A 22,560-nucleotide genomic window follows, 5' to 3' on the forward strand; every position below is an offset into this window, starting at 1 on the left:
TTTGCCTGACAGTCCCCATTTTTTATAGGTTCTAGCCGTGCTCATCGAGAGCACGCGACTCCACCCAATCAAACAACAAAAGAGGTTCAGATATGGGATACATGGCTAGCTTGAACGCAAACAAAATCGCCGAGATGGAACAACTGGAGCAGGAGCATACGGACGACTTCATCGAGGCGCTGCAACTCACTGACACGGAAAAAGCCGAGCTGGAAGCCGAGTAAGTGAGTCCGGGAGAGGCCATGCCTCTCCTCCTCCCCGGGAGTCATCGCCATGCATACCCACCATGCCATCGTCCCTGAACGCAGCCAGTCCCTGACCCATGCGCACCAACAGATACTCGCCCAATTGAGTGCACTCAAGTTGCGCGCGCGCCTGCGCACCGTGGGTGATGAGGCGCTGTGCGTACAGGCCCACCTGTATAACGCGCAATCCACCGAAGTCGCACGCGGCGCCGGCAAGGGCCATCTGGCAGCGGCACGTGTCGGCGCACTCTATGAAGCATTGGAGCATTATTTGAGCGACGACCTGCACGCGTCGCCTCTTCATCGCCAGGCGTCCAGTTACTTTGCCGCTGACTCACGGTTTGACGATGACAGCGCGCTGGCAATGCTGACGGCACAGCAAGAAGACGCCATCGTCTGCCGCACCTACCGCAGCCTGGTGGATGATCAGTGGTTTTCCTACCCACTGGCGTTGACCTGCCCGCGCTACTGCGAACAACCGCTGCACGACGATCCGACTGACCTGCGCGCGCTGCGCCGTTATTCGAGCAACAGCGGAACCGCCATCGGCGCCACCCGCGACGAGGCATTGCTCCATGCCTTGAATGAAAATATTGAACGGGATGCCCTGTCTCTGTTTCTGCTGGAACACTTTTACTATCAGCACCCATCCGGCCTGCGCCGGGTCGAGCCACACAGCCTCGATCCCGAGTCCAGGAGCGTGCTGGATGCACTGCGTCAGCAGTTCAACGCCGAAGTGGTTGTGCTGGACATCAGCCGTGAGTTCTGTACGACCACCTGCCTGGCGTTCATCAATACGCCTTCGACAACGCCCGTGGTGTACGGCAGCGGCACCTCCCTGACGCCCACTCATGCGGCCTGGCGTGCGCTGGCAGAACTTGCACAACTGCAGGCGCTGGCGGCCGAACCGCTCTTGAGCCGCCACTTGCTCAATGCCCAGCGGCATCTTGCCCCATTCGCGCGCCTGCAACGCTGCCTGCAATTCTCCCCGGAACACCTGATGGCGCAACCTGTCGAGTGGGTGCTACTGCACGAGCACGAGCCCCTATCGGATCTCGGCGAGCAGATCACCCGTCTGGTGGACGACATGGCCCGCCACAACCTGACACCCGGTGTATGCAACCTGTTTCAAAGCCGGCTCGGTACTACGCTCGTGCAGGTAGTGATCCCTGGGCTGGAACGGTTTTTCCTGGTCTCTACCGGCAATATCGTGGTGCCGCAACAACGCGGCCGGCGCCTGCGCGGTGAGCCGCTGGGTGTCTCGCGATGAGCGCCGCGTCCTTGCAACGCCATCTGGAGCCGCTGGGGTTCGGGCTGGCTCGGCTGTTTGTACTGGATACCGGAAGCGTTCGCTGGGCTGGCCGCAACAGACCGTTGCCCGCCCACCAGGGGCAACGCCGCCTGAGCAGCATCTTGCACCCGGCCATGCTGCTGGGCCCGCTCACCGAGCAACACTGGAGCAATGAAGGTGTTGCGTTGTTTTATCAAGCCACGACAGCCGCGGCCAAGCATCATGCATTTATCGAAGCCCGACGCAATGCCCACAGCGAAGTGTGCTTTCCCTACCCACCACTGGGGCCGCACGCCGAGGAGTTCATCTGCCCGCCAGACTTCTGGGAGTGCGACGATGCGCGTGCCGCGCAGTTGAACATTGATGAAGCGCACTTTCGCGAACGCTGTGTCGCCGTACTGCGCGAACGCCTCAAGCCGGGAGCGCTGATCCATGACCCGGCGTGCTCAACCGGCGAGTTGATCGCTCATCTGGCCCAGGCACTCCCCCGCTGCCTGTGCCTGGGCTCGGACCTTTCGGTTTCGATGGTCCGCTATGCAGCGCAGCGCCACGCCGGCTTGCCCGTACGTTTCAGGCAAGCGGACGCCGCACGCGAAAGCCCTGCCTGTGATGCATTGATCCTGCGCTTCCTCAATGCCGAAGTGGTCACCCGGCATGATGCCGACACCTTGCTGCGCACGTTGCTCGGAAGCCTCAAGCCAGGCGGCGTGGCCCTGGTATTTGGCCATACGCCCGTGCTGCCGGCAGTTCGCTGGGTTGCACAAACACTGGGCATCACCCTGGAAGCCTGTATCGCGGCCCGGCCGGGCCAGCTTGAATTGTTCCAGTTCTACCAGCTCACCCGTCCTTCTGCATGACGCACCTTCAAAGCAGCGGTTACTTGCCGGTATCCGATAACCACCAGTTGTACTGGGAGCGACACGGTCGGGAAGGCGCCGAGCCGGTGTTCTTCCTGCACGGTGGACCAGGCGGCTGCTCCAGCCGTGATCACCTGGCGTTTTTCAACCTGGAGCACTTCGATATCGTGCTGTTCGACCAGCGCGGTGGCGGGCGCTCAACCCCTCACGGTGAGCGGCTAGGCAACGAAACGGAACGGATCATCGACGACATTGAGACGCTACGCGAGCATTTCGGTTTTGCCCAAATCACTGTGCTCGGGGTTTCCTGGGGCAGTTGGCTGGCGTTGAAGTATGCCTGGCAGCGTCCATCGCACGTACACCGGTTGGTACTGGCATCGCTGTTCGTCCCCAGCCCGGAGAATCTGGTGATCTACCACCACGCCTTGACTCGGTACTTGAGCGCCAAGGCGTTCACGTCGTTCGAGCAGGTGTGCGAGGACCTCGACCAACCTTGCCGGCAGCTGCAGCGCCAGGCGGCGCTGGCGTGGGTCGGCGCGGCGCTGCACCTGAATCGCCAACGCATGGACAAGGCCGCCCTGGAGCACTTTATCGACGATGTCGCCGTGCGCGCGATTCGCCTGGAAGTGCACTACCATCGTGCCGGCTATTTTTTTCACGAACAGGATCAGGGGCTGATGCTGCGCTGTAGCTGCCAAGTGATACAGGGCATCCATGACCCTGTCGGGTTGTCGAGCCTGCGTTGGTTGCGTCAGCGGGCATTGTTGAAATGCCGGCTGTTTCGCGCCGGGCATGACGCCTTCGATCCCGTACTGGTGAGTGGGATTGAGCAAAGCCTGATGGCGACAAACAGGGGACAGTAAAACGGCACGCAAGCGTGCCGTAATGCCCTCCTCCACTGACCGCTATTACTTGCGCGCCGCCTCCCACTGCTTGAGCAGGTCGCCGTAGGCCACGGTCTCACCTTTCGGTTTCTCGTCGGCCAGCTTCGGCTTCGGCGCGCCCGGCTGGTCGAACCAGTATTGCGCGTCACGCTCGGGGTTCATTTTCGGGCCACACACCGGTTGCACCTTGGAGCGTTCCAGGCGCGTCATGATCGCGTCCTGTTCCTTGGCCAGGTTGTCCAGCGCTTGTTGCGGAGTTTTCTCGCCGCTGGCGGCGGCGGCGATGTTGCTCCACCACAGTTGCGCCAGGCGTGGGTAGTCCGGCACGTTGGTGCCGGTCGGAGTCCACTCGACGCGGGCCGGGCTGCGGTAGAACTCCACCAGGCCACCGAGTTTCGGCGCCATGTCGGTCATGGCCTGGGAGTTGATGTCGGACTCACGGATCGGCGTCAGGCCGACGATGGTTTTCTTCAGCGAAACGGTTTTCGAGGTCACGAACTGCGCGTAAAGCCAGGCCGCGAGTTTCTGTTTCTCAGGCGTCGACTTGAGGAAGGTCCAGGAGCCTACGTCCTGATAGCCCTTCTTCATGCCCTTTTCCCAGTAAGGTCCCACCGGCGACGGCGCCATACGCCATTTCGGCGTGCCGTCGGCATTCACCACTGGCAAGCCCGGTTTGGTCATGTCGGCGGTAAACGCGGTGTACCAGAAGATCTGCTGGGCGATGTTGCCCTGGGACGGCACCGGGCCGGATTCGGAGAACGTCATGCCCGCCGCTTCCGGCGGCGCGTAGGCTTTCATCCAGTCCACGTATTTCTGCGTGGCAAACACTGCGGCCGGGCCGTTGGTGTCGCCGCCACGGGTGACGCTGGAGCCCACCGGGTGGCAGTCCTCCACGCGAATGCCCCACTCGTCCACCGGCAGGCCGTTGGGCAGGCCCTTGTCGCCGCCACCAGCCATGGAGAACCAGGCATCGGTGAAGCGCCAGCCCAGGGACGGATCTTTCTTGCCGTAGTCCATGTGCCCATACACGCGCTTGCCGTCGATTTCCTTGACGTCTTCGCTGAAGAACTTGGCGATGTCTTCATAGGCCGACCAGTTCACCGGTACGCCGAGGTCGTAGCCGTATTTTTCCTTGAACTTGGCTTTCAGCTCCGGACGCTCGAACCAGTCGGCGCGGAACCAGTAGAGGTTGGCAAACTGCTGGTCGGGCAACTGATAGATCTTGCCGTCCGGCGCGGTGGTAAAGGAAATGCCGATAAAGTCCTTGATATCCAGGGTCGGCGAGGTGAAATCCTTGCCTTCGTTGGCCATCAGGTCGGTGATGGATTCGGTCTTGCCGTAGCGAAAGTGCGTACCGATCAGGTCCGAGTCGTTGACCCAGCCGTCGTAGATGTTCTTGTCGGACTGCATCTGGGTCTGCAGCTTCTCCACCACGTCGCCTTCCTGCAACAGGTCGTGGGTCAGCTTGATCCCGGTGATTTCAGTGAAGGCCTTGGCCAGCACCTTGGACTCGTACTCGTGGGTGGTGAGGGTTTCCGACACCACGTTGATCTTCATCCCACGGAACGGTTCGGCGGCCTTGATAAACCACTTCAATTCCGCCAACTGCTGGTCGGCCGTGAGGGTGGACGGTTTGAACTCGCTGCCGATCCATTTTTTCGCGGCATCTTCGTACGCATCGGCCCAGGCCGAAGCGCTCAAACCGCTCATAGCCAGTACGGCGGCCAATGAAATGCTATGTCGCAGCTTATTGTTCTTATTCAACATAGAGACCTCCTGGTTGTTTATTCATAAGGGCATCAGCCCCAACGCATCACACTCAACAGCCATACCAGGGAGAGCGCGGACGCTACCCAGATGCTCCAGTCGGTAACGCCGATCACCAGCAAATGCAGGTAGGCGCTGCCGAGAAGACCGATAAACAAACGATCACCACGGGTGGTGCTGATCGGCAAAAAGCCCCGCCGGGGGATACTCGGCGAACGCAGCTCCCAGGTGGTCATGCCCGCGAGGATCAGGGCTATGCCGCCAAAGAACAGCGCGGTGGGGGTGGTCCAGGCCATCCATTCCATCATCGACTCCTCAGACCCGGCCCAGGGCAAAGCCCTTGGCCACGTGGTTGCGAACAAACCAGATCACCAGCATGCCGGGCAGGATAGTCAACACCCCCGCCGCCGCCAGCACGCCCCAATCGATACCCGATGCCGACACCGTGCGTGTCATCACTGCCGCAATCGGCTTGGCGTTGACCGAGGTCAGGGTGCGCGCCAGCAGCAGTTCGACCCAGGAAAACATGAAGCAGAAAAACGCCGTCACACCGATGCCGGAACCAATCAACGGGATAAAAATCTTCACGAAAAACTTCGGAAACGAGTAGCCGTCGATGTAGGCGGTTTCGTCGATTTCCTTGGGCACGCCGGACATGAAACCCTCCAGGATCCACACCGCCAACGGCACGTTGAACAGGCAGTGGGCCAGGGCCACGGCGATGTGCGTGTCGAACAACCCAATGGACGAGTACAACTGGAAGAACGGCAGCAGAAACACCGCCGGTGGCGCCATGCGGTTGGTCAGCAGCCAGAAAAACAGGTGCTTGTCACCGAGGAAGCGGTAGCGCGAAAACGCGTAGGCCGCCGGCAGCGCCACACTCAGGGAGATCACCGTGTTCAGGCTCACGTAGTACAGCGAGTTGAGGTAACCGGTGTACCAGCTCGGGTCGGTGAAGATCACCTTGTAGTTGGCCAGGGTGAAGTCCTGCGGAAACAGCGTCAGCCCGCCGAGGATTTCGGTGTTGCTCTTGAAGGACATGTTCAGCAGCCAGTAGATCGGCACCAGCAGGAACAGGATGTAGATCAGTAGCGGTATCAGCTTTCTCTTGTTCATGTTGGCGGCCTCAGCGGTTGGCGTCGGAGTGGGTCATGGCGGTGTAGAACAGCCAGGACACCAACAGGATGATCAGGAAGTACACCAGCGAAAACGCCGCCGCCGGGCCCAGGTCGAATTGGCCTACGGCCATCTGGGTCAGGGTCTGACTCAAGAACGTGGTGGCGTTACCCGGTCCACCGCCCGTCAGGACGAAGGGCTCGGTGTAGATCATGAAACTGTCCATGAACCGCAACATCACCGCGATCAGCAGCACGCTTTTCATCTTCGGCAACTGGATATGTCGGAACACCGCCCAGGGCGATGCACGATCAATCCGTGCAGCCTGGTAGTACACGTCCGGAATCGCCCGCAACCCCGAATAGCAGAGCAGCGCCACCAGTGAGGTCCAGTGCCATACGTCCATGACCAACACCGTGACCCAGGCGTCCATGGTGTTGGCGGCGTAGTTGTAACTAATGCCCAGGGCATTGAGGCTGTAACCCAACAGGCCGATGTCGGCGCGACCGAAAATCTGCCAGATGGTGCCCACCACGTTCCACGGGATCAGCAACGGAATGGCGAGGATGATCAGCACCAGCGACGACCAGCGGCCCTTGGTCGGCATGGTCAGGGCGATGGCGATGCCCAGCGGGATTTCGATCAGCAGCACACAGGCCGAGTAGATGAACTGACGCAGCAACGAGTCATGCAGGCGCGGGTCGAGCAGCACCTGCTTGTACCAGTCGGCACCGACGAAGTAGCGGCTGGACTGGTCGAAGATGTCCTGCACCGAGTAATTGACCACGGTCATCATCGGGATCACCGCACTGAACGCCACCAGCAGGAACACCGGCAACACCAGCCACCAGGCCTTGTTGTTCTGCACCTTGTTCATGGCTGCACCTCCAGCAGGTAGTCGTCGGCATACACCATCAGCCATTGCGCCGGAAAGCTGATGGACGCCTTGCCTTCCGGCACGGGCTTGTCTTCGGCCAGGCGCACCTTGAGCAGCGCGCCATCGAGGTTGAGGGTGACGATCTTGTAGGTGCCAAGGTCTTCGAGATGAGTGACATCGGCCTGCAGGGCGTCAGGGTTGTACTCGTCCCATACGTGGATGAATTCCGGGCGGATGCCGACCTGCAGCTTCTTGTAGTCGGTGTTGGCAATACGTTGCTGCAACGCCTCGGACAAGGGCAAATGAATCTCGGCAAAGCGCACCCCGCCCGCCTCGGCTTGCACCTCGATCAGATTCATCCCTGGGCTGCCGATGAAATAGCCGACAAAGGTGTGGCTCGGCCGTTCGAACAGGTCACGCGGCGTGCCGAACTGCACGATCTGCCCGCCGTACATCACTGCGATCTTGTCGGCGAAGGTCGAGGCCTCCAGCTGATCGTGGGTCACATAGACCATGGTGATGTTGAATTGCTCGTGGATCTGCTTGAGCTTGCGCCGCAGTTTCCACTTGAGGTGCGGGTCGATCACCGTCAGCGGCTCATCGAACAGGATCGCCGATACGTCGTCACGCACCAGGCCACGGCCCATGGAGACTTTCTGTTTTTCGTCGGCGGTGAGGTTGCGCGCCTTTTTGGTCAGCAGGTTTTGCAGGTCGAGGACTTCGGCAATTTCCTGCACCTTGCTGTGAATTTTCGCCTCGGCCATGCCCTGGTTGCGCAGCGGGAACGCCAGGTTGTCGAACACCGTCATGGTGTCGTACACCACCGGGAACTGGAACACCTGGGCGATGTTGCGTTTTTCCGGGGTGAGGTCGTTGACCACTTGAGTGTCGAACAGCACCTGGCCTTCGGACGGGCTGAGCAGGCCGGAGATGATGTTGAGCAACGTCGACTTGCCGCAGCCCGACGGCCCGAGCAAGGCGTAGGCCCCGCCCTGCTCCCACACGTGGTTCATTGCTCGGATAGCGTAGTCTTCAGGCCCTTTCGGCGCAGGGCTGTAGCTGTGCGCCAGGTTCTGCAAATGGATCTCGGCCATCAGGCAACCCTCGCGACACGGCGTCCGGGAGCCTGGACCAAACGGCCCTGGCCATCGAACACAAACAGTTTATGGGTGGGGATATACACGCGGATCGGCGCGTCGACGTCGTACTCGTGCACCCCCGGCAGGTGCAGCACCAGCAGGAAATGTTCGCTGCGCACGTGCAGGAAAGTTTCCGAACCGCTGATCTCGGCGACTTCCACGGTGACCGCCAGCTCCAGGTCGTCATCGTTGCTCGGCACCAGGCTGATGTGGCTGGGGCGTACGCCGAACCGGAACTCGCCTTCGCCGATGGGACGCAGGTCGACGTTGAGTGGGAAGTGCACGAAATTGGCGAAGCTCACTTCATTGCCACTGATGCGCCCCGGCATCAGGTTGATCGGCGGCTCGGAAAACAACTCCGCGGCCAGCACAGTCTGCGGCTGGTGATACACCTCGGCCGCCTTGCCGCTCTGGATCACCCGGCCTTCGTGGAGGATGGTCGTGGTGCCGCCCAGGGCCAGGGCTTCGTTGGGCTCGGTGGTGGCGTAGATCGCGATGGTATGGCGTGCGGCGAACAGTTCGCGCATTTCCTGACGCAGCTCTTCGCGAAGTTTGTAGTCCAGGTTCACCAGCGGCTCATCGAACAGGATCAGTTCGGCATCCTTGACCAGTGCGCGGGCCATGGCCGTGCGCTGCTGCTGGCCGCCGGAGAGTTCCAGGGGGTGACGCTGGAGGAATTTTTCGATGCGCAGCATCCTGGCGGTTTCCAGCACCTTGCTCTGGATCAGCTCGCTGGACACACCCGCCTGGCGCAACGGCGAGGCGATGTTTTCGAACACGGTCATGGTCGGGTAATTGATGAACTGCTGATACACCATCGACACGTTGCGCAGCCGCACCGGTTTTTGCGTGACATCCACGCCGTTCATCAGGATGCGGCCGCTGTCGGGCTTGTCCAGGCCGGCCATCAGGCGCATCAGGCTGGTCTTGCCGGACAGCGTGCGACCGAGCAAGACGTTGAAGGAACCGGCTTCGAAACGCAGGTTGGCGTCGTCGATCCAGGTCTGGCCTTCGACAACGCGGGAGACATGTTCCAGGGTCAATGACATGACACGACCTTTTTATTATTGGAATGAATCTGGCCAGGTGACAGAGCGAGTTTCGTGCCAAAACGACAAGTGGTTGATGTGCAAGGAAATCAGCTGAAAGCGATGTTCAGGAGTGAACAATTTGGCTGAACAACTGAACAGTCAGGGCCTTGACAATGAACAGTTCTGAACAACACTCTGACGACCAATACAGTGGAATGATTTCCAGCAGTCCGTTGCGCAAGACCCCATAACAATAAAAACGAAGGTCACCCCATGGCCGAACCACTGGCTCACGACACCCTTATCCAGGAATCCTGGCGCCGTTGCCGCGCCTTTGGCCTGGACCACCAGAGCACGCCCAGCTTCGACCAGCTCCCTGCCGAGGGCATCAACCAATTGCTGGAGAGCCAGCATTCGCTGGTGCAGACCACCCGCCAGGAAGTGCTGCCCTACTACGAGAACATCCTGAGCAATTCCAACTGCCTGATCATGCTGGCCGACAACCAGGGCCAGGTGCTGACCAGTTGGGGCACCCAGCGCTTTATCGAGCCCAAGCTGGCCCGTGGTTTCAACCCCGGCGCCAGCTGGATGGAGCGTTCCAGCGGCACCAATGCCATCGGCACCGCGTTGGCCTGCGCCCAGGCGGTGCATATCGAACACGATGAACACTTTCTCAAGGCCAACCGCTTCATGACCGGCTCGGCGGCGCCGATCTTCGACGCCCAGCGCGAGATCATCGCGGTGCTGGATGTGTCCAGCGACAGCTACCTGCCGCCCTCCCACACCCTGGGCATGGTCAAGATGATGAGCCAGACCGTGGAGAACAGGCTGATCCTCAACCTGTTTCGCGGCGAACATTTCCAGCTGACCTTCAACACCGGGCTGAGCAACCTCGACAGCCAGTGGGCCGGCCTGCTGATCTTTGATGAAAGCGGCCAGGTGCTGTCGGCCAATCGACGTGCCGACAACCTGCTGGGCATCAGCCTGTCGCGGGTGATGATCGACAGCCTGTTCAAGATATCGTTGCTGGAACTGTTGAACCAACCGGAAGGCCTGCCCTTCTCCCTGCAAGCGGCGGGACGCAATCGCTTCCAGTGCTTGTTGAAGCGCCCCAGGCAGATGCCGGTGCAGGCGCGCGTGTTCACCGAGCCGGCGCCATCGAAGCCTGCGCCGATTGGCCTCAAGACTTTGCATTTCGGCGACGCGCGCGTCGAGAAAGCCGTGCGCCAGGCCGAGCGCCTGCTGGAGAAAGACATCCCGCTGCTGATTCACGGCGAAACCGGCGTGGGCAAGGAGGTGTTCGTCAAAGCCCTGCACCACGCCAGCTCGCGCAGCCAGAAGGCATTTATCGCGGTGAACTGCGCGGCGATTCCCGCCGAATTGGTGGAATCGGAGCTGTTCGGCTATGAAAAGGGCGCGTTCACCGGCGCCAACCAGAAAGGCAGCATCGGCCTGATCCGCAAGGCCGACAAGGGCACGCTGTTTCTCGACGAGATCGGTGATATGCCGCTGCCCACCCAGGCCCGCTTGCTACGGGTGTTGCAGGAGCGTTGCGTGCAACCGGTAGGCAGCAGCGAGTTGTTCCCGGTGGATTTGCGCATCATCTCGGCCACCAACCGTGCACTGCGGGATCTGGTACAGGCTGGGCGTTTCCGTGAGGATTTGTACTACCGCATCGGCGGCCTGACCCTGGAACTGCCGCCGTTACGCGAGCGCACCGACAAGCGGGCGCTGTTCCAGCAACTGTGGCAGCAACACCGCGAGCCGACTCAATGGGCGGGCCTGAGCGCCGAAGTACTGGCGCTGTTCGAGCAGCACCCGTGGCCGGGGAATTTGCGCCAGGTGAGCAGTGTGTTGCAGGTGGCGCTGGCCATGGCCGAGGAACAGCCGATCCGTGCAGAGCACCTGCCGGACGATTTCTTCGTGGATTTGAACGTCGCGGCGCCGCCGCCCGCCAGTGAGTACCTGGATGACAGCATCGACCTGAACCAGCGCTTGAAAGCTGCCGGCGGCAATATCTCCCATCTGGCACGAGAGCTGGGGGTGAGCCGCAATACCCTGTACAAACGCCTGCGCCAGAACGAAGGCTAGCGCGGCTTGACCACCACCAGCAGGTCGGTGAAGTACTCCACCTGGATCGGCAGGTTATCGGCCAGTGACGACAACGCCGCCGCCGTGTCGTCCAGCTTGAACACCCCGGACACCCGCAGGTTTTGCAGGGCCTGGGGGTCGAAACGCAGCAAGCCGTGGCGGTAGCTGGCGAGGGTTTGCAAGACCTCGCTCAAGGGTTGGTCGTTGACCTTGAGCAGGCCGCGGGTCCAGGCGTCGGGATCGCTGTCACCGATGGCTTGCGGCGGCTGGGCGCGGCCGTGGTCGAGCACCGAACGCTGGCCGGCCGTGACCTTGACCCCATCGCCGGCATCGCCTTTGATCGCGACCGTGGACTCGATCACCGTGACCACCGTGGTGCCGTCTGCCGCGCGCTTGACCAGATAACGCGTGCCCAGCGCAGTGGCCGTGCCCTGGTCGGTGCGGACCACGAACGGCCGTTGCGCATCCTTCGCCACCTCGACCCAGAGCTCGCCTTGCAGCAGTTCGATCACCCGTTGATGACCGTCGAACTGCACATCCACCGCCGAGTTGCTGTTGAGCTGCAACTGGCTGCCATCTTCGAGGGCGATCTGCCGACGCTCACCGACACCGGTACGTTGGTCGGCCATCCACACCGGCAAGTGTTGCAGGCCCAGCCAGCCGCACAAAACCAGGCCGAGCACACCCACCACCTGTGCGCCACGTGGGCGTCGCGGGGTGAAGGCGCGGTTCAGGGCAATGCGCGCTGGCTTGGCGGGCAAGGCATCGAGGCTGCCCCATAACGCACTCATGCGCTCGATGGCCACGGCGTGGCGCGGGTCGGCCTGGCGCCAGGTGTTGAACGCCTGGCGGTCGGCGTCGGTCACGCCTTCGTCGTGCAGGCGAGTCAGCCACTGTGCGGCTTGCTGGATGATCTGCTCGGAACTCATGCCAGCGGGTCTGCCGGGTGCAGGCTGTGGTAGCAATGCACCAGGGCGCTGGAAATGTAGTTTTTGACGGTGCTGGAGGAAACGTCCAGGCGCAGGGCGATTTCGCTGTAGGTCAGCCCGTCGAGGCGGCTCAACAGGAATGCTTCGCGGGCTTTGAAAGGCAAGCCGGCGAGCATCTCTGCGATACGCTCCAGGGCTTGCAAGGCCACATGAATCGCAGCCGGGTCGGGCATGTCGGCGTCTTCGCACTGGATCACCAGGGCTTCCATGTAGGCTTTTTCGATACGACGGCGACGGGCACTGTCGATCAACAACCGACCAGCCGTGGTGGCCAGGAAAGCGCGAGGCTCCTTGATACTCTGCGGCTCGGCCAGCATCAGGACGCGGATAAACGCGTCATGGGCCAGGTCGGCGGCCTGCTGGGAACACCCGAGTTTCTTGCGCAGCCAGCCGTGCAACCAGCCGTGGTGCTCGCTGTACATCGCCGTGAGGGTCTGCTGGCGAACGGAGTCGCCCAGCGCGGCCGGAATGTCATGCATGCGCAAAAAGATCTCAAATGGGAAGAGTTACCAATTACGCGAACAATGCCAGTAAAACCCGCTTGGGGCAAGGGCCTGTCTTTAACGCCAGCTCCAGGACACGCCGGTGTAGATGCCACGGCCATCCGCCGGCGTAGAACGCGCTACATCCAACCCCTTGTCGTCATAACCCGGCGTCACGGTATTGGCGTAACGACGGTTGGTCAGGTTGCGCAGGTCGACCCAGGCTTGCCAGTCCTGCTTGGGCGCGTCGTAGCCGAACGTGGCGCCGAGCAGGGTGTAGGACGCGGCGTAGTAGGAATTGGCGTAGTCCACCGCCACCCGTGAGGAATACTCGGTGTTGAGGCTGGTGTAGAAACCCGTCGGATGGCTGTAGCGCAATTGCGCCTGATAGTAGTGCCTGGGGATGCCGGGCAAGGTGTTGTCGCCGAAGCGGTCATCGTCGCGGTAATGGAAGTCGCTGAAGGTGTAGGCCTGGCGCAGCGCAATCCGGCCGTTGCGGCCGCCGTCCCACAACGGGCTGAGCAGGCTCAGTTCCACACCCTGGTGTACGGTGGGGCTGGCGTTGGACTCGGCGACGATGGCATTGCTGGTAGAGGTTTGCGCCTGGGTTTCCACGCTGAGCAATTCGTGGCGCACTTCGGAGCGGTACAGGGCCAGGTCCCACTGGCCGAGCCAGGCCTCACCGCGCCCGCCGATCTCCAGGGTGGTGGCGGTCTGGTTTTTCAGGCTCACGCCCTCCCGTGCCAGGCCTTTGGCCGGACCACCGGTAAAGTATTTGTTGGAACCCCAGATCATCGACCACGCATGCGGCGGCTCGACCGAGCGGCTCAGGTTGCCGTACACCTGCAATTGTGGGGTGAAGTCGTAGCGCAGGCCGATGCGTGGTGCGTAGTCCCAGTCGTGCTGGCTGAGCGGCGCCTGGCCTTCAGGGTAGGTGACCTGGGTCTCGCGGCGGGTATAGATCGCCGCCAGGCCAGTGGTCAGCCACAGGTCAGGCACCAGTTCCAGGTCGTTGCCGATATGCAACACGGTGTCGGAGCCCAGGTAGCTGTAGTCGCGGGTCTTGGTGCCGGGTGCGTAGGTTGCGGTATTGCCGGCGGGCGTGCGCACGTACTCCGAAGCGCCGTTATTGGGCATCGCCTGGGTGGTGCGCAGGCCGACAGTGGTTTTACTGTCATGGCCGAACAGCGTGTCCTGGCGGATGTAATTGAGGGTGCTGCTGATATCGGTGTAGGCGACTTTCAGGCGGTTGGTGCCTTCGCGCAAGTCCATCGGGTAGTCGTGGTAAGCCAGCCCAACTTCGACCCGCGCGTTGTCGTCCAATTGCAGGGAGGTCTTGTTGGCGATCCAGGTGGAGCCCGGTTGCAGGCGCTTGGAATCCCGGGCGGCGTTGAGGCTGTTGGCCGCACGCGGGTCGTGGCTGATCTGGCTGCGCGTGAGTTTGCCTGGGGTGTCGTTGGTGGTTTCGCGGTAACGGAAGTAGAAGCGGGTTTCCAGGTCCGGGTTGAAGCGGTAGCCGAAGTTGGCGGCCACGCCTTTGCCGGTGGCAGCGCTCTGGCGCTGGTAGCCGTCGGATTCGGAATCGGTGAGGCTGATGTAGTAGTCGGCATCCCCCAATACCTGGCCCGAGCTGATCTCGCGCTGGGCGTAGCCTTTGCTGCCCGCTTCGTAACGTAGTTGCAGCTTGGGTGCATCGTAGCCCGTGCGGGTCACATAGTTGACCGCGCCACCCAAGGCCAACGCGCCCTGATCAAAACCGTTGGCGCCGCGCAGCACTTCGACCCGGCTTTGCCACAAGGGATCTTTCAGCTCATAAGGCGTGCCGCCGGGGCCGGTGAGTGGCAGGCCATCGAACATTTCATACAAGCCGGAGGCATGGGCACCGGGGCTGCGGTTCAGGCCCGAACCACGAATCGAGAGTTTCACCCCTTCGTTGTTGGCCGCCTTGGCATACACTCCGGCCTGGTACTTGAACACGTCTTCGTTGGTGCTCACCCTTCCCTGCTGCACGCTGTTCATGTCGATATAGTTGGTGCCGCCGGGCACGCTCTTGAGTTGCGCCTGGGCCACTTCACCGTCGCTGGCTTGGCTGCCGGTGACTTCGACCGGGGCCAATTGCAGGTCTTCGGCGTGCACCAGTGAGCTTAAGGTCAGGGCGGCAAACAAGAGCGGAGGTTGGCGCAGCAGCATCGGGCAGGTCCTTGGAATTCGGGGGGCACCTGGTGGGAAGACAGGGGCGCCCGCCAGGTCACTCCTTATTAACGGACCAGACCCTTCCCACACCAACGTCGGACCAAGACTATTCGCTGCACGAGGGTGGCAGAGCAGCTGGAAGTGGCGAGCGGGCTTGTCCCGCTCGCCACAGTTGCAGTGTCAATCCTCAATGGGAGGGTATCAGCCAGGTTTGCATCAGTTCATCTGCTTCTGATCCCGGAGCAAACCGGAATCCATACATTTCATCCGCACTGAGGATTTTGTCCAGCGCTTCCAATAATTGCGCCTCGGTCGGCGAGTCCCGCAATAACTTGTGCGCTGGCAGCAACACCTCGGCAGAAACGCCTTGGACACTCGCCGCATCGATCACGGCAAAAAGGATAAAACGCAAACGTATTTCGCGATCAGTGGGCCAAACCGTCTTTTGCTTACCCATGGTAGAGGCCTCAAGCTTTCGGAAAAATCCGAGGCTATTGATGAGTACAGGGTGTTTCAACCATCGAGGTACAAGATAGGCCTCTTCCTACAAGGGAAAACGAAACACCGTACCAATCACCCGAGGAAGCCGAGCTTTATTGCACCGGCAGAAAATTCATCAGCAACAAGCTCTGCGCGTAATTGAGACCGATGCGCCGGTAGCGCTCGTCGAGCATCTGGGTCAGCAGGTCGAGGCGCGCAACGATCTTGCCGAACTCCACCGCGAAGCTGAGGTTGCTGCCCTCCTCCGATATCTCGTTGGAGAACAACAGCAGCACGCCATTGGCATCCTGGCGCTTGCTCAGCAGCCAGGTGGCCTTCTCGATATTGCGCGCGGCGTTGCTGACAAACTGCGGGTTGATCGAATCGGTGATGTAGAACTCAGTACGCCCACCGTGGGCGGTCACGATCATGCTGCCGATGGCGTAGATAAACGCGCCGACACGATCGCCTTTGAACTCCGGACTCAGGGAATAACTCAGCGCCGCCAAGTCGCGGCGATCATCCAGGGCCGGCAGCGATCGACGTTGCTCGATGGCCTGGCGGATCTCTCGCGCAGCGCTGACCGCATCTGGATAACCCGACTGACGCCACTGGCTGGGGTTGCGCAAATAGAGCTTGTTCATCAGCAGATACAGGCTTTGCAGGTTGTCGCGCATGCCCAGCGTGGCCATGCGGTCGACACTGGTCTGGAAAAACTCATCGGGTTTGCCGTTGCTGAACTGCTTGGCGATATCCCGCCCCTGTTGCTGGCTGCAACCGCTGGCGCAGAGCATCAACACAGCGGCGAGCAGCAAGGGCTGGCAACCGCGTTGAAGGTTGAAACGAGGAAATGTGCGATCCATCGGCACCCGATCTGATTCATCTGCCCACGCGGGAAATCGGCAGGGCTGGGAAAAGGATAGAGCGGAGAAATCCAAAAAAGTGCAGTGGATCCAGGCAGATAGTTGTAAGCAGAGACCACCGGGCAGGTGAATCGGCGCAATCGTGAAGGATTCGTTTCAGGGCCTATACTGAGAGCAATAGCTGCGTGTGTTTTTTGCGCATTTGCTCATAAGCAGCTGTATAGGAGGTGACGGCAATGAAACATCCAATTCGGGCGCAAATGGTTGTTCAAATGATTTGCCTGCTTTCGGTAGCTCAGCTTTTTTGCTGAACAACGTGTCACCGACTTCAAATTCAGCCGCGGCTGCGGCGCAGGAAAGTATTGCCTGCAACACCCTCAGCATCTGGCCCGACACCCATTGGCCGGGCCAGAACGTGCAACTACAGCAAGACCGTGGCCAGCATGCCCAGAGCCCCCAGGCAAAACCCGATCAGGGCACCTCGCCCGGGCATTTCCTGGAACAGCGCCCAGATCACCACAGGCTCCAGCAGCAATAACGAGGTGATGGAAACGACTGTCACCACCCAGATATCACCGACCGCCCGATACCCCAGCCAGTAAGCTCCCAGCAGGCAAAGCCCGGCAAAACACATCACCACCACCGGCATGACGAACGCCTGCCATGAACCGTCGCCCGCCTGAGCCAGCCGGGCGGTGATTACCTCGCTGTAGATTGCACAAAATTCACCAAGGACCATCAACCCTAGAGCAGAAACTCCGAGTAGTTCTTTGGACATATCAAAAACTCCTTCGTATTCAACGCACTGTTGTTCAACTCCCAGCGGGCGATGCCATTGCCGAGGGTTTTGTTGCAACGATACGAAGCAGCCTTGAACAGGCCTGAATTGCCGAAGTGCTTTTGCATGCTCGTGTCCTTGAAAAGGGGGTGAGTCCCGGCGACCGTAGAGGACGCCCGGCCTGATCATACGTTTGGGCAGGTGTCTTGGACAACCGGCTGCAGTATCGGCGTGGTCTTTTTTCCGGGGAGGATGAGCTGGATGCCGATGCCCTGTTGAGCCATGCGGGTGGGGAGATGTACCGGGTGAGAAGCCAATGCCCCGACGTGTCGGGGCATTGGCTTTTGTAGTCCTGGGCAAATCAACCAGAAATGAACATCTTTTTCAGCGTTTCAACTGGCAAAAGACTCACCCTGACGTGGAACGATTATTTGGCTTGGCGAAGCACAAGCTCCGTCAAACGGGTCTTGACCCGGAAGCAGAACTCACGAATTTGAAATTGATAGGCCGGCATGACCATGTAGTTCAAATCAGGACCCAACGAGTCTTTGACTTCCATGTACTTGGCCGTCTTGGCAGCAATGGCCTGGTATTGCGCCTCGTATTTGTCGTAAGACGCCTTGTTGTACACCCTTAGAACATCGAGCTCTTTACGGCATTGCTCGGCGCGATTCTGGTTCAAGTTTGTTTCAGATTCTTCCTGAGCAGCCTCCTGGGAGACATTGATTGGGGCTACAGGACGTGGGTTCGCAGGTGCAGCCTCATATCGCACAGTGAAATTTTCTGGTGGTGTCGAAGGCGCGGCTTCAGCGGGTGCTTCATGGACGACGGCTGGAGGGGGAGTTTCTTTAGGTTTTTCTGGGGTTTTCGTAGCGCATCCCGAGAGAGCAAGACCTACCACTACAACGATGCCACACATTTTATTCATCGGTTTCACCAAGAGGTATTTGGGGTTGGCTGAGTCGTTAGGTTCTGGGTAAAAGTCATCACTCAATCCATGATCGAGCGTACATTTTCTACCAGACTCAAGGCGCTCAGCCGCTCTTCCTTGAGTGCGCAGGTGAACAATAGTAGTAAAAAATCAAAGAGATGACGAGGAAAAGCTTGGCAGGAATGGCACAAATCCAATGGGCTAATGACTGTGGGATCAAGCTGCGCAGTCGAGATCCCCACGAGGATGGGTCGCCTTCAAAAAGGCTGCATCGGAGTGTGAACTGGATACCGCCACCCAGCGCGAGCGCAAAGCCGGGCAAACGTCACGCAGTTCACCCCCAATGCGATTCATACACCAATCAGCGCTGTAGAAAATTTGAATTAGTCAGTTGTCCGTCCGGTCAGGAATTATGAACGCAGTAAATCTGATGAGGTGACAGCGATGACTATCCAAGCAGAGACACTCGTACAACTGACCCAAGCGCTTCAGGGACGCGGGATGAAGATGGTTTCAGACGTCCATTTCATCCGTGCGCCATATCGGCAAAATCATCGCTGGATCTGTTCTGTAGAGGAGTAGTCATTGAAAGCCAGCCGGAAACGACTGGCTCGAATGGATATAGCCGAAAGGACCTTAGGTTGAGCGACCCTCGCTACGATTTTGTTGTTTTTTAACGCCCTTTCCGTTTTTACGTTCGTATTGATGATGAATAAACCAAGCGACGAGCAGTACGCCAGCCAGACCAAAAACGAACAGCAACAGCTCTATTGCGGGACCCTCGTGTGAAAACATGTTTCGTTCCTCGTCCTGAAGTATCGCGCCTCAAAAACTGGCGCCTCCGAAATTATTCGTAACAATCCATACATTTTCAGGGTAGACGCCGAAGATCGAAGTGACAACCCCAATACTCACGGAACCATTGATCTAGACACGTCACTCGTCGAAAAAACGTTCGCGAGCGCGCTAGCGTCAGCGATACGCACGCAAGAAGAAGGTCGTGACTACTGCACCTGCCCCAATCGCAAACCGCCTGAATGATGCGGAAACGATCAGGTTTGAAGCAGGGTAGCCGCACCAAACCCCAGAAACACAAAAGCCCCGCATTCGCGGGGCTTTCGTTTGAATCTTGGCGGGAAACCAGGGATTCGAACCCTGGGAACGCTATTAACGTTCGCCGGTTTTCAAGACCGGTGCATTCAACCACTCTGCCAATTTCCCTTGTGCATCACAGGATTATAGTAGCCTATCCCGTCTCAGCGGGCGCCATAATACCCGAATGAAACACACTGTCAAACTCTCGCCATAGCTTGTTACAGAGCGTCTGTTATGATCTTTGCGACTGAACGTTTCAAAACTGAAGGAGTGTCGCCATGCGCGAACAGAATTACGCAGTGAATGGTAACGCGCAGGCTGAGCAGCTTGAAGTCAGCCGCGTGTTGCGCAACACCTATGGCTTGCTCGCCCTGACCCTCGCATTCAGCGGCGTGATGGCGTTCGTGGCCCAGCAGATGCGCGTTGGCTACCCGAATATCTTTGTGGTGCTGATCGGCTTCTATGGCCTGTTCTTCCTCACCAACAAACTGCGCGACTCTGCGTGGGGCCTGGTGTCGGCATTTGCCCTGACCGGCTTCATGGGCTTTATCCTCGGCCCGATCCTCAACCGTTACCTCGGCATGGCCGGCGGCGCGGAAGTGGTCAGCTCGGCGTTTGCCATGACGGCGCTGGTGTTTGGTGGTCTGTCGGCCTATGTGCTGATCTCCCGCAAGGACATGAGCTTCCTGGGTGGTTTCATCACCGTTGGTTTCTTCGTGTTGCTGGCGGCAGTGGTTGCGGGCATGTTCTTCCAGATCAGCGGGCTGCAACTGGCGATCAGCGCAGGTTTCGTGCTGTTCTCCTCGGTGTGCATCCTGTTCCAGACCAGCGCGATCATCCACGGCGGTGAACGTAACTACATCATGGCGACCATCAGCCTGTATGTATCGATCTACAACCTGTTCATCAGCCTGTTGCAGATCTTCGGCATCATGAGCCGCGATGACTGATTACTTGCCTCAATAAAAATGCCCCGCATCGAAAGATGCGGGGCATTTTTGTTTTCAGAAGATCAGTACTGGTTGGGTTCCATTTCCAGATCGACCTTGAAGCGCTCCAGAATGTCTCGCTGAATGCGGCGGGCCAGGTTGGCAATGTCATGCCCCGAGGCGGCGCCATAGTTGACCAGCACCAGCGCCTGCAGTTTGTGCACGCCGGCGTCCCCCTCACGGAAGCCCTTCCAGCCGGCCTTGTCGATCAGCCAGCCGGCGGCGAGCTTCATCTGCCCGTCAGGTTGCGGGTAGGCCACCAGGTCCGGATACAGCGCCTGCAGCTCAGCCGCCAGCACCTGGGAGACCAACGGGTTCTTGAAGAAGCTGCCGGCATTGCCAAGCTCCGCCGGATCCGGCAGTTTTTCGCGGCGGATGCTGCAAATGGCGCGGCTGACGTCGCTCGGCGTCGCCTCGGTGATCCCCTGCGCCGCCAGGCGCTGCTGCACCGGGCCGTAGTCGAGTTTCAGGTGGCTGGCGCGGCTGAGGGCGAAGCGCACGCGCAGGATCAGCCAGCGCCCGGTCTCGTGCTTGAACAGGCTGTCACGGTAGGCAAAGTTGCACTCCTCAAGGCTGAAGTCGCGCAGTTCGCCGGTGCAGCGGTCCAGGGCGGTCAGGCCAGCGAATACATCCTTGATCTCGACACCGTAGGCACCGATGTTCTGCATGGGCGCGGCGCCGACGGTGCCGGGGATCAGGCTGAGGTTTTCCAGGCCACAGAAACCTTGGTCCAGGGTCCACAGCACGAAGGGGTGCCAGGCTTCGCCCGCCTCGGCCTCGACCACCACGTGCAGGCCGTCGTCGTGCAGCACACGAATGCCCTGGGTGGCCATGCGCAGCACCAGCGCCGGAATGTCCTGGGTCAGCAACAGGTTGCTACCGCCGCCGATCACCAGCAACGGCACATTGTGTGCGGTGGAATAGGTGAGGGCCTCACGCACATCGCTGTCGCTGTGGGCCTCGGCGAACAGCTGGGCATGCACATCAATGCCAAAACTGTTGAATGGCTTGAGCGATACCTGCGCAAGCACCTGCAAGGTCATAACCGCCCCTTCAATTCGATCACCAATAAATCACAGGCCTGCTCGATCAGGTCCAGGACCCGTTCGAAGCCCTGTTCACCTTCGTAGTACGGATCTGGCACTTCGTCCACTTCGGCATCGTAACGGCGCAGGAACAGGTCCAGCTCCGCCTTGCCCTGCCCCGGCTGCATCGCCTTGAGGTTGCGCAGGTTGCTGTGATCCATGGCCAGGATCAGGTCATAGCGCGCAAAGTCTGCGCGGGAGACCTGCCGGGCACGCTGGGCCGACAGATCGTAGCCGCGGGCCAACGCCGCACGCTGGCTGCGCTGGTCCGGCGGGTTGCCGACATGCCACTCACCGGTGCCGGCGGACGCGACATCGACCTGCCCAGTCAGCCCCGCTTCGCGCAGTTTGTGGCGCAGCACGCCTTCTGCGGTGGGCGAGCGGCAGATATTGCCCAGGCAGACAAACAAAACCTCCATCAGGCCCCCAGCAGGCGACGGACGCGCTCAAGGTCTTCGGGAGTGTCGACACCAGCCGGCGGCGCTTCCAGTGCATCGCCCACGTGGATGCGCACGCCGTGCCACAGCGCCCGCAGTTGCTCCAGGGATTCGGTGTTTTCCAGCCAGCACGGGCCCCAACTGACGAAGTCATGCAGGAAACCGGCGCGGTAGGCATAAATGCCGATGTGACGGCGATACGGCACGCCTTCCGGCAGTACATCCGGTTGCTTGGCAAACGCATCGCGTGCCCACGGCAGGGTCGAACGGCTGAACGTCAGCGCCAGGCCGTTGATATCGCTGACCACCTTGACCACATTCGGATTGAACAGGGTCTCGACGTCTTCGATCGGCTCAGCCAGGGTCGCCATGCGCGCTTCGCCATGGGCGGCCAGGTTGGCGGCCACCTGGTCGATAACGCCGGGCGGGATCAACGGTTCGTCACCTTGCACGTTGACCACGATGGCGTCGGGCGCCAGGCCGAGCTTTGTGGCCACTTCAGCCAGGCGGTCGGTGCCGGAGTTATGGTCTTCACGCGTCAGCACCGCCTCGGCGCCGAAGCCTTTGCAGGCCTCGATGATGCGTGGGTCATCGGTGGCCACCACTACGCGCTCGGCGCTGCTTTTGCAGGCCTGCTCCCACACCAGTTGGATCATCGGCTTGTTGCCGATCAGTTGCAGCGGCTTGCCCGGCAGGCGGGTCGACGCATAGCGGGAGGGAATGACAACGGTAAAGGCGGTGGTCATTTATCCAGGCGCTCATCGGTGGTCAGGGTACGGGCTTCGCTTTCCAGCATCACCGGGATGCCATCACGGATCGGGTACGCCAGGCCGGCGCCTTTGCTGATCAGCTCGGTTTTGTCGGCGCTGAGTTTGAGCGGGCCTTTGCAGATCGGGCAAGCGAGGATGTCGAGCAGTTTGGTGTCCATGAGTGTTTCCTG

Annotated in this window: 23 protein-coding genes and 1 tRNA gene; 5 read left to right on the forward strand and 19 right to left on the reverse strand. The window is 60.2% G+C overall.

Features of this window, described 5'->3' with window-relative positions:
* The first annotated feature begins 273 nt into the window (after positions 1-273).
* The 3 genes from BMX59_RS16910 to BMX59_RS16920 are packed head-to-tail and all read left to right on the forward strand — an operon-like array spanning position 274 to position 3,256.
* Positions 274-1,515, forward strand: a complete 1,242-nt coding sequence (locus BMX59_RS16910) for a YcaO-like family protein (protein WP_092245176.1) — start codon at positions 274-276, stop codon at positions 1,513-1,515.
* Positions 1,512-2,393 carry a class I SAM-dependent methyltransferase gene (locus BMX59_RS16915; protein ID WP_092245173.1) on the forward strand — a complete coding sequence of 294 codons (882 nt, stop codon included), beginning with the start codon at positions 1,512-1,514 and terminating at the stop codon, positions 2,391-2,393. Before BMX59_RS16910 ends, BMX59_RS16915 begins: the two co-directional genes overlap by 4 nt.
* Positions 2,390-3,256, forward strand: coding sequence for an alpha/beta fold hydrolase (locus BMX59_RS16920; protein ID WP_092245170.1), 867 nt, complete (start codon positions 2,390-2,392; stop codon positions 3,254-3,256). The genes BMX59_RS16915 and BMX59_RS16920 overlap by 4 nt, the downstream gene beginning before the upstream one ends.
* Before the next feature lie 45 nt (positions 3,257-3,301).
* Here BMX59_RS16920 and BMX59_RS16925 read toward each other — a convergent pair whose 3' ends face one another.
* The 6 genes from BMX59_RS16925 to BMX59_RS16950 are packed head-to-tail and all read right to left on the reverse strand — an operon-like array spanning position 3,302 to position 9,225.
* A complete protein-coding gene (locus BMX59_RS16925; protein WP_093123733.1) occupies positions 3,302-5,044 on the reverse strand; it encodes an ABC transporter substrate-binding protein in 1,743 nt (580 codons plus the stop codon).
* Positions 5,045-5,076: 32 nt separating this feature from the next.
* Entirely contained in the window at positions 5,077-5,349 is a 273-nt protein-coding gene (locus BMX59_RS16930) for a DUF2160 domain-containing protein (protein WP_003232363.1), read from the reverse strand.
* A 10-nt stretch (positions 5,350-5,359) separates the two neighbouring features.
* Positions 5,360-6,160 (reverse strand): carbohydrate ABC transporter permease, encoded by an 801-nt coding sequence (locus tag BMX59_RS16935; protein ID WP_071491788.1) that lies wholly within the window; start codon positions 6,158-6,160, stop codon positions 5,360-5,362.
* A 10-nt stretch (positions 6,161-6,170) separates the two neighbouring features.
* Positions 6,171-7,037: a carbohydrate ABC transporter permease gene (locus BMX59_RS16940; protein WP_010209674.1), complete on the reverse strand. Its 867-nt coding sequence runs from the start codon at positions 7,035-7,037 to the stop codon at positions 6,171-6,173.
* Positions 7,034-8,131, reverse strand: coding sequence for an ABC transporter ATP-binding protein (locus BMX59_RS16945; protein WP_093123738.1), 1,098 nt, complete (start codon positions 8,129-8,131; stop codon positions 7,034-7,036). The genes BMX59_RS16940 and BMX59_RS16945 overlap by 4 nt, the downstream gene beginning before the upstream one ends.
* Entirely contained in the window at positions 8,131-9,225 is a 1,095-nt protein-coding gene (locus BMX59_RS16950) for an ABC transporter ATP-binding protein (protein WP_071491790.1), read from the reverse strand. The genes BMX59_RS16945 and BMX59_RS16950 overlap by 1 nt, the downstream gene beginning before the upstream one ends.
* A 255-nt stretch (positions 9,226-9,480) precedes the next feature.
* Here BMX59_RS16950 and BMX59_RS16955 point away from each other — a divergent pair, with 255 nt between their 5' ends.
* A complete protein-coding gene (locus BMX59_RS16955; protein ID WP_093123742.1) occupies positions 9,481-11,298 on the forward strand; it encodes a sigma-54-dependent Fis family transcriptional regulator in 1,818 nt (605 codons plus the stop codon).
* Here BMX59_RS16955 and BMX59_RS16960 read toward each other — a convergent pair.
* From BMX59_RS16960 to BMX59_RS16995, 9 genes are all read right to left on the reverse strand, one after another.
* Positions 11,295-12,227: a FecR family protein gene (locus BMX59_RS16960; RefSeq protein ID WP_093123747.1), complete on the reverse strand. Its 933-nt coding sequence runs from the start codon at positions 12,225-12,227 to the stop codon at positions 11,295-11,297. The two genes, BMX59_RS16955 and BMX59_RS16960, sit on opposite strands and share 4 nt — an antisense overlap.
* Positions 12,224-12,766 (reverse strand): sigma-70 family RNA polymerase sigma factor, encoded by a 543-nt coding sequence (locus BMX59_RS16965; protein WP_071491793.1) that lies wholly within the window; start codon positions 12,764-12,766, stop codon positions 12,224-12,226. Before BMX59_RS16965 ends, BMX59_RS16960 begins: the two co-directional genes overlap by 4 nt.
* An 81-nt stretch (positions 12,767-12,847) precedes the next feature.
* A complete protein-coding gene (locus BMX59_RS16970) occupies positions 12,848-14,959 on the reverse strand; it encodes a TonB-dependent receptor family protein (protein WP_093123750.1) in 2,112 nt (703 codons plus the stop codon).
* A 190-nt stretch (positions 14,960-15,149) separates the two neighbouring features.
* Complete coding sequence (locus BMX59_RS16975; RefSeq protein WP_092245155.1) at positions 15,150-15,419, reverse strand: hypothetical protein; 270 nt, start codon at positions 15,417-15,419, stop codon at positions 15,150-15,152.
* 136 nt (positions 15,420-15,555) lie between these two features.
* Positions 15,556-16,305: a hypothetical protein gene (locus BMX59_RS16980; protein WP_071491796.1), complete on the reverse strand. Its 750-nt coding sequence runs from the start codon at positions 16,303-16,305 to the stop codon at positions 15,556-15,558.
* Positions 16,306-16,726: 421 nt separating this feature from the next.
* The gene (locus BMX59_RS16985; protein ID WP_170856081.1) at positions 16,727-17,044 is read right to left on the reverse strand and encodes a hypothetical protein; all 318 of its coding nucleotides are present in this window, start codon (positions 17,042-17,044) and stop codon (positions 16,727-16,729) included.
* Between the two features lie 466 nt (positions 17,045-17,510).
* A complete protein-coding gene (locus BMX59_RS30810) occupies positions 17,511-18,077 on the reverse strand; it encodes a hypothetical protein (protein ID WP_256572972.1) in 567 nt (188 codons plus the stop codon).
* Between the two features lie 573 nt (positions 18,078-18,650).
* Positions 18,651-18,809 carry a hypothetical protein gene (locus tag BMX59_RS30485; RefSeq protein WP_175486687.1) on the reverse strand — a complete coding sequence of 53 codons (159 nt, stop codon included), beginning with the start codon at positions 18,807-18,809 and terminating at the stop codon, positions 18,651-18,653.
* A 335-nt stretch (positions 18,810-19,144) separates the two neighbouring features.
* Positions 19,145-19,235: transfer RNA gene (locus BMX59_RS16995), tRNA-Ser, on the reverse strand.
* Between the two features lie 152 nt (positions 19,236-19,387).
* Here BMX59_RS16995 and BMX59_RS17000 point away from each other — a divergent pair.
* Entirely contained in the window at positions 19,388-20,059 is a 672-nt protein-coding gene (locus tag BMX59_RS17000) for a Bax inhibitor-1/YccA family protein (protein WP_093123758.1), read from the forward strand.
* 62 nt (positions 20,060-20,121) lie between these two features.
* On the opposite strand, the gene murB is transcribed toward BMX59_RS17000, so the two are convergent.
* The 4 genes from murB to BMX59_RS17020 are packed head-to-tail and all read right to left on the reverse strand — an operon-like array spanning position 20,122 to position 22,548.
* The gene (gene murB, locus BMX59_RS17005; protein ID WP_093123761.1) at positions 20,122-21,141 is read right to left on the reverse strand and encodes a UDP-N-acetylmuramate dehydrogenase; all 1,020 of its coding nucleotides are present in this window, start codon (positions 21,139-21,141) and stop codon (positions 20,122-20,124) included.
* Positions 21,138-21,602, reverse strand: coding sequence for a low molecular weight protein-tyrosine-phosphatase (locus tag BMX59_RS17010; protein ID WP_071491863.1), 465 nt, complete (start codon positions 21,600-21,602; stop codon positions 21,138-21,140). Before BMX59_RS17010 ends, murB begins: the two co-directional genes overlap by 4 nt.
* Positions 21,602-22,366 carry a 3-deoxy-manno-octulosonate cytidylyltransferase gene (gene kdsB / locus BMX59_RS17015; RefSeq protein ID WP_092245144.1) on the reverse strand — a complete coding sequence of 255 codons (765 nt, stop codon included), beginning with the start codon at positions 22,364-22,366 and terminating at the stop codon, positions 21,602-21,604. Before kdsB ends, BMX59_RS17010 begins: the two co-directional genes overlap by 1 nt.
* Positions 22,363-22,548, reverse strand: a complete 186-nt coding sequence (locus tag BMX59_RS17020; RefSeq protein ID WP_003174668.1) for a Trm112 family protein — start codon at positions 22,546-22,548, stop codon at positions 22,363-22,365. Before BMX59_RS17020 ends, kdsB begins: the two co-directional genes overlap by 4 nt.
* Positions 22,549-22,560: the final 12 nt, after the last annotated feature.

Source organism: Pseudomonas sp. NFR09, from assembly GCF_900111535.1.
Classification (GTDB): Bacteria; Pseudomonadota; Gammaproteobacteria; order Pseudomonadales; family Pseudomonadaceae; genus Aquipseudomonas; species Aquipseudomonas extremorientalis.